6 protein-coding genes are annotated in these 6,605 nt (G+C 66.8%); 2 read left to right on the forward strand and 4 right to left on the reverse strand.

Annotation, left to right across the window (positions count from 1 at the left end):
• Positions 1-56: 56 nt before the first annotated feature.
• The gene (proS, locus tag NS355_RS13595; RefSeq protein WP_058746211.1) at positions 57-1,589 is read right to left on the reverse strand and encodes a proline--tRNA ligase; all 1,533 of its coding nucleotides are present in this window, start codon (positions 1,587-1,589) and stop codon (positions 57-59) included.
• Between the two features lie 90 nt (positions 1,590-1,679).
• Between proS and NS355_RS13600 the strand changes: the two genes are divergently transcribed.
• Positions 1,680-2,576, forward strand: a complete 897-nt coding sequence (locus NS355_RS13600) for a DMT family transporter (protein WP_058746212.1) — start codon at positions 1,680-1,682, stop codon at positions 2,574-2,576.
• A gap of 25 nt (positions 2,577-2,601) precedes the next feature.
• Here NS355_RS13600 and bluB read toward each other — a convergent pair whose 3' ends face one another.
• Positions 2,602-3,225, reverse strand: coding sequence for a 5,6-dimethylbenzimidazole synthase (bluB, locus tag NS355_RS13605; protein ID WP_058746213.1), 624 nt, complete (start codon positions 3,223-3,225; stop codon positions 2,602-2,604).
• A gap of 111 nt (positions 3,226-3,336) precedes the next feature.
• Between bluB and NS355_RS13610 the strand changes: the two genes are divergently transcribed.
• A complete protein-coding gene (locus tag NS355_RS13610) occupies positions 3,337-3,576 on the forward strand; it encodes a SemiSWEET family transporter (protein WP_042484722.1) in 240 nt (79 codons plus the stop codon).
• 67 nt (positions 3,577-3,643) lie between these two features.
• Here NS355_RS13610 and gcvPB read toward each other — a convergent pair whose 3' ends face one another.
• Positions 3,644-5,200 carry an aminomethyl-transferring glycine dehydrogenase subunit GcvPB gene (gcvPB, locus tag NS355_RS13615; protein ID WP_058746214.1) on the reverse strand — a complete coding sequence of 519 codons (1,557 nt, stop codon included), beginning with the start codon at positions 5,198-5,200 and terminating at the stop codon, positions 3,644-3,646.
• Positions 5,197-6,555 (reverse strand): aminomethyl-transferring glycine dehydrogenase subunit GcvPA, encoded by a 1,359-nt coding sequence (gene gcvPA, locus NS355_RS13620; protein WP_058746215.1) that lies wholly within the window; start codon positions 6,553-6,555, stop codon positions 5,197-5,199. Before gcvPA ends, gcvPB begins: the two co-directional genes overlap by 4 nt.
• Between the last annotated feature and the right edge of the window lie 50 nt (positions 6,556-6,605).

The raw sequence follows: 6,605 nt of genomic DNA on the forward strand, positions 1-6,605 counted from the left end.
CACGCCCCTCCCGCCTGCGGGAGGGGCGTGCCCAGATCAGAGTGGGCGTACCAAAATCAATACGCCCGGCCGATCAGCACCCGCTCCACGCCCGCGCGGCCGGTGAAGATGCAGGGGCCGTCATCGCAACCCGTCTGACCCATCGGCGCGTTGCGGATCGTCAACTTCAGGGCCTTCAGCTTTTCGACCACATGCTCCAGTTCGGCCCCTGTGGGCTTGGCCCAGCGGACATCGACCCAGCCCGGATTCTTCACGCCGTCCGCGAAATGCGCCTCGACGCCTGCCCAGTCATCGACGGGTACGATCTGCGCCTTCAACCGCTCGGCCGACTGGCGGTGGAGTTCGGCCTGGATTTCGGCCAGCAGGTCCGCGACACCGCTCACGAAATCGCCACGCGGCTGCACGACCGAATCGAGCTTGCCGTCCTCGCGGTACAGCCGGTCGCGGCGGATGACCGAGACGTTGCCGCCCGCCATGTCGCGACCGCCGACCTCGATGATGACCGGTGCGCCCTTCTTGACCCAGCCCCAGCGCTTGTTGGCGGCCTTTTGTGCACGCGCATCGACCATCGCGCGGATCGGCTCGCCCAGCGCGGACTGCCCGACCAGTTCCTTTTGCAGGTCGCGGCAATAGCCAAGCAGCGCCTCGTCCTCGGGCTGGTCGCGCAGCATGGGCACGATCACCACCTGCCACGGCGCGACCTTAGGCGGCACGCGCATGCCGTCGTCGTCGCCGTGCACCATGATCATCGCGCCGATCGTGCGCGTGGTCATGCCCCAGCTGGTGGTCTGCGCATAATCCAGCCCGCCTTCCGCATTCTGGAAGCGGATATTCTGGGCCTTTGCAAAATTGTCGCCGAGGAAGTGGCTGGTCGCGGTCTGCAGCGCCTTGCCGTCCTGCATCATCGCCTCGATCGAATAGGTCGAGACCGCACCGGGGAAACGCTCATTCTCCGGCTTCTCGCCCGCGATGACATGCACGCCCAGGCAGTTCTCGGCGAAGCTGCGATAGACTTCCAGCATCTGGAGCGTCTCGGCGCGGGCCTCGTCGACCGTGGCGTGGGCGGTATGCCCTTCCTGCCACAGGAATTCGGCGGTACGCAGGAACATGCGGGTGCGCATTTCCCAGCGGACGACATTGGCCCACTGGTTGATCAGCACCGGCAGGTCGCGCCACGACTGGACCCAGCGGGCAAAGGCGGTGCCGATCACCGTCTCCGAGGTCGGGCGCACGACCAGCGGCTCTTCCAGCTTCGCCTCGGGATCGGGGACCAGCCCGCCCTTGCCATCGGCGATCAGCCGGTGGTGCGTGACGACCGCCATCTCCTTGGCGAAGCCGTCGACATGCTCGGCCTCCTTCTCGAAATAGCTGAGCGGGATGAAGAGTGGGAAATAGCAATTCTCATGCCCCGTCGCCTTGATGCGATCGTCGAGCAGGCGCTGGATACGCTCCCAGATACCGTAACCCCAGGGGCGGATGACCATACAGCCACGGACGCCCGATTCCTCGGCCAGATCGCCCTCGGCGATGACGGACTGATACCAGGCGGAGAAATCCGCGTCGCGGGTGACGGACAGAGCATGCTTCATGCCCGCCCGATAGCGGCAAAGACCCGGTTTCGCCAAGAGGGCGGACGCTTGCGGCTTTCGCCATAGTCGCACAGCGGCTAGGAGGCGCGCATGTCCGATGACCGCGTGCTGAAAGGCATCGGCCTGCGCCTGATCGCCATCTTCTTCCTGTCGACCATGTCGGCCTTCGTGAAGCTGGCCGAGTCGCGCGGGGCGAGCCTTTCCGAGACCATGTTCTTTCGCCAGCTTTGCGCGCTGCCGGTCGTGCTCGCCTTCGTCCTGGCGGGGCCGGGCCTGGCGTCGCTGCGCACCACGCGGCTGAAGGGCCATGCCAAGCGGGCGATGGTCGGGTTGGTCGGCATGGTCTTCACCTTCGGCGCAGTGATGCTGCTGCCGCTGGCCGAGGCGACGACCTTTCAGTTCACCGTGCCGATCTTCGCCACGTTGCTGGGTGCGCTGGTGCTGCGGGAGAAGACCGGGTTGCAACGCTGGAGCGCGGTGCTGGTCGGCTTTGCGGGCGTGCTGCTCGTGGTGCGACCGGGCGCCAACGACATGTCGCTGTTCGGGGCGTTCGTGGGCCTGATGGCGGCGATGTTCGTCGCGATCGTCGCGATCGTCCTGCGCCAGCTGCGCGACGAACCCGCGACCACGACCGTCTTCTATTTCACCGTCCTGACCCTGCCCTTCATCGCCCTGCCCTATGCGTTCCACCTGAAGATGCACGATCCGCTGACCTGGGTCGTGCTCGTCTCGATCGGGCTGGCGGGCGGCCTGGGGCAGCTGGCGCTGACCGGCGCCTCGCGGCTGGCTCCGGTCGCCGCCGTCGTGCCGATGGACTATTCGGGACTGATCTGGGCGACCGTCTATGGCTGGCTGATCTTCGGGGTGCTGCCGACGATGGGAACATGGTTGGGCGCGCCGGTCATCATCGCCAGCGGACTGTTCATCGTCTGGCGCGAGCAGAGGCTGGGCAAGCAGCAGACGAGTACGGCGGCGGCCGAGGATTGACCCTCGCCGGCACGGGGAAGGATTTTCAGCGCACCTCCCAGCGGGTCGGCGCATTCTCCTGCCACCCGGCCCGGTGGAGCAGCGGCGTGTCGTCGTCCCATTCGGCATGGCCGAGGCACAGATAGGCCGTGAACGCCCAGTCCTCGGGCACCGCGAAAAGCCGCTCCATCGCGCCCGGGTCGAGGATCGACACCATCCCCATCCCCAGATTGGCCGCCCGCGCCGCCAGCCACAGGGTGTGGATCGCCATCGCGGTCGACTGGCGCAGCGTTTCCGGCATGGTGCGACGGCCGAGGCCATGGCCCTCCGCCGGGTCGATATGGGTGAACACCGCCAGTTGCACCGGCGCGGCATCCAGCCCGGCCAGCTTCAGCGCGCGGTAGGCGGCGGCCTGTTCGTCGGTATAGTCCGCCGCGGCCGCTTCGTCGCATCGTTGGAAATCGGCGCGGACGGCAGCGCGCAGTGCGGAGTCCTCGACCCGGATCACCCGCCAAGGCCGGGCATTGCCGACCGAGGGGGCCAGCGCCATCGCCTCGGCCAGCCGCGTCAGCACGGCTTCGTCGACGGGATCGCGCCGGAAGTGCCGGACATCACGCCGCCAACGCAGGACCGCCTCCAGCGTCGCGGCCTGGGTTTCGTCAAAGCGCATCACCCTGCCCCCTTGCGTCCGGAACATCCCATGCCGCTCGCGCGTCCGCTTGCATGAGGTTCAATCGATTTACCAAAAGGGAATCAACTACCTGTGAGCGAACGGAAGTTAATGCTGCTCGGCTGGATCGCCACGGCGACGGCGGTGGCGATGTACCTGTCCTATATCGACCAGATACAGCTGAATCTGGCGGGACAGAAGGGGTCGGTGATTCAGCCGCTGGCGACGATGGTGAACTGCTCGCTCTGGGTCGCGTACGGATTTCTGCGCGAGAAACGGGACTGGCCGATCGTGTTCGCCAATGCGCCGGGGGTGATCCTGGGCGGGATTTGCCTGTTCACGGCGCTTTGATTTTAGCCACCCTCACCCTTCCCGCTCACTGCAGGTGAGTGGGAAGGGTGAGGGTCGCGTCAGCCGATCAGGCCGCCTTGTCCTTCCACACCAGCACCGGCTTGCGCGCGGCGAGCGTCTCGTCGAGGCGCGCGCGCGGCGCGAAGTGCGGCGCGGTCTTGAGCGACGGGTCGCCCGCCTTGGCCCGCTCCGCCACCGACGCCAGCGCACCGATGAACTGATCCAGCGCCGCCTTCGACTCGGTTTCGGTCGGCTCGACCAGCATCGCGCCATGGACGACCAGCGGGAAATACATGGTCATCGGGTGGAAGCCCTCGTCGATCAGCGCCTTGGCGACGTCGATCGTCGAGAAGCCCTCGGCCAGCCCTTCGTCCGAGAAGATGGCTTCGTGCATGCACGGACCGCTCTTGGCGAACGGCGCGTCCAGCGTGTTCTCCAGCGAACGGAGGACATAGTTGGCGTTGAGCACCGCATCCTCGGCGACCTGGCGCAGGCCGTCGGCGCCGTGGCTGAGGATATAGGTCAGCGCGCGGGTGAACATGCCCATCTGGCCGTGGAAGGCCACCATGCGGCCGAAGCTGTCGGCGTGATGGTCGTCGGCATTCTCTTCCTCGACCAGCCGGAAGCCCTCGCCCGTCTTCTCGACGAAGGGCAGCGGCGCGAAGGGCGTGAGCGCCTCCGAGAACACCACCGGCCCCGAACCCGGCCCGCCGCCGCCATGCGGGGTCGAGAAGGTCTTGTGCAGGTTGATGTGCATCGCATCGACGCCCAGATCGCCCGGACGCACGCGCCCGACGATGGCGTTGAAGTTCGCGCCGTCGCAATAGACATAGCCGCCAGCGGCGTGGACCGCGTCGGAAATGTCCTTCAGGTCACGCTCGAACAGGCCGCAGGTGTTCGGGTTGGTGATCATCACGCCCGCCACGTCCGGCCCCAGCCGCGCCTTCAGCGCCGCGGTATCGACACGGCCGTCCGCCGTCGCGGGAATATCCTCGACCGAGAAACCCGCAAACGCCGCCGTCGCCGGGTTGGTCCCATGCGCCGATTCCGGCACCAGAATGACCTTGCGATGGCCCTCGCCACGCTTCTCCAGCGCCGCCTTGATTGCCAGGATACCGCACAGCTCGCCATGCGCGCCCGCCTTGGGGCTCATCGCGACCGAGGTCATGCCGGTCAGCGTGACCAGCCAGTGCGCCAGCTGGTGAATGACCTCCAGCGCGCCCTGCACCGTGTCGACGGGCGCGAGCGGGTGAACGTCGCTGAACCCCGGCAGGCGGGCCATCTTCTCGTTCAGGCGCGGATTGTGCTTCATCGTGCACGAACCCAGCGGGAACAGGCCCAGGTCGATCGCGTAATTCTGACGCGACAGACGGGTGTAATGGCGCACCGTCTCCGGCTCCGACAGGCCCGGCAGGCCGATCGGGTCCTTGCGGGACAGGTCGCCCAGACGCGAACCGGCGACATCGCCCTCGGCAAAGTCGACACCGGTCGTCTCGCTGTCGCCGATCTCAAAAATCAGCTTTTCTTCCAGCATCAGCGCACGGTTGCCGGTGAAGGTCGCCGGGACCACCGCTTCGTTGGCTTCGGGGCTCGTGGGCTTCCAGCCGCTCTGGTTGATCGTCATGCCAGCACCTCCTCGAGCGCCTTGGCAAGCGTCTCGATATCCTCCGCCGTCACCGTCTCGGTGACCGCCACAACCAGTCCGTTCGCGAGCGCGTCCTCGCCCGGATAGAGCCGGCCGAGCGACACGCCCGCCAGCACGCCGCGCTCGGCGAGCGTCCGCACGATCGGACGCGCCTCGCGGCCCAGGTCGAGCGTGAACTCGTTGAAGAACACGTCGTTGACCAGCTTGACGCCGGGCACCTTGGCCAGACGATCCGCCGCGCGGCACGCATTGGCGTGGTTGATCCCCGCCATCCGGCGCAGACCCGCCTCGCCCAGCAACGTCATGTGGATCGAGAAGGCGAGCGCACACAGGCCCGAATTGGTGCAGATGTTCGACGTCGCCTTTTCACGGCGGATATGCTGCTCGCGGGTCGACAGCGTCAGCACAAAGCCACGCTTGCCGTCCGCGTCCACCGTCTCGCCACAGAAGCGGCCGGGCATCTGGCGGATATACTTATCCTTGCAGCCCATCAGGCCGACATAGGGCCCGCCGAACTGAAGCCCGACGCCCAGCGACTGGCCTTCGCCGACGACGATGTCGGCGTCCATCTCGCCCGGCGAGCGGATCGCACCCAGTGCGACCGGCTCGGTTACGACGGCGATCAGCAGCGCCTTCTTGGCGTGGCACGCCTCGGCCAGCGGGGTCAGGTCGGCGATGCGGCCGAGAATGTCCGGATACTGGACGACGACGCAGGACGTGTCGCCGTCGATCGCCGCGATCATCTGATCCAGGTCGGTCTCGGCGGTCAGGACGGGCGTGCCGGTCTCGAGAGTGTCGCCGGTATATTTCGCCATGGTCTTGGCGACCGAGACATAGTGCGGGTGCAGGCCCGAGGACAGGATCGCCTTGGACTTCTTGGTGATGCGCCGCGCCATGCCGATCGCTTCCCAGCAGGCGGTCGAGCCGTCATACATGGAGGCGTTGGCGACATCGGTGCCGAGCAGACGCGCGACCTGCGTCTGGAACTCGAACAGCATCTGCAGCGTGCCCTGCGCGATTTCCGGCTGATAGGGCGTATAGGCGGTCAGGAACTCACCGCGCTGAATCAGATGATCGACGCTGGCGGGAACGTGATGGCGATAGGCGCCGCAGCCCAGGAAGAAGGGCACGTCGCCCGCCACGACATTCTTGCGGGCAAGCGCGGTCATGTGCCGCTCGACCGCCAGTTCGGACGCGTGGTTGGGCAGCCCTTCGATGGGGCCGGACAGGCGGGCGGATTCGGGCACGTCGACGAACAGGTCGTCGACCGATCCGGCACCGATGACCGAGAGCATCTCGGCCCGATCGGAAGAGGTAAGGGGCAGGTAGCGCATCGGAATCCTTCTCTCCCCTCCCCTTCAGGGGAGGGGCCGGGGGTGGGGCG

Origin of the sequence: Sphingomonas yabuuchiae, from assembly GCF_001477495.1 — a bacterium.
Taxonomy (GTDB): Bacteria; Pseudomonadota; Alphaproteobacteria; order Sphingomonadales; family Sphingomonadaceae; genus Sphingomonas; species Sphingomonas yabuuchiae_A.

Bases quoted from the DNA above. Each gene is read 5' to 3' on its own strand.
- proS (WP_058746211.1), bottom strand. From the start codon at position 1,589: ATGAAGCATGCTCTGTCCGTCACCCGCGACGCGGATTTCTCCGCCTGG.
- NS355_RS13600 (WP_058746212.1), top strand. From the start codon at position 1,680: ATGTCCGATGACCGCGTGCTGAAAGGCATCGGCCTGCGCCTGATCGCC.
- bluB (WP_058746213.1), bottom strand. From the start codon at position 3,225: ATGCGCTTTGACGAAACCCAGGCCGCGACGCTGGAGGCGGTCCTGCGT.
- NS355_RS13610 (WP_042484722.1), top strand. From the start codon at position 3,337: ATGCTGCTCGGCTGGATCGCCACGGCGACGGCGGTGGCGATGTACCTG.
- gcvPB (WP_058746214.1), bottom strand. From the start codon at position 5,200: ATGACGATCAACCAGAGCGGCTGGAAGCCCACGAGCCCCGAAGCCAAC.
- gcvPA (WP_058746215.1), bottom strand. From the start codon at position 6,555: ATGCGCTACCTGCCCCTTACCTCTTCCGATCGGGCCGAGATGCTCTCG.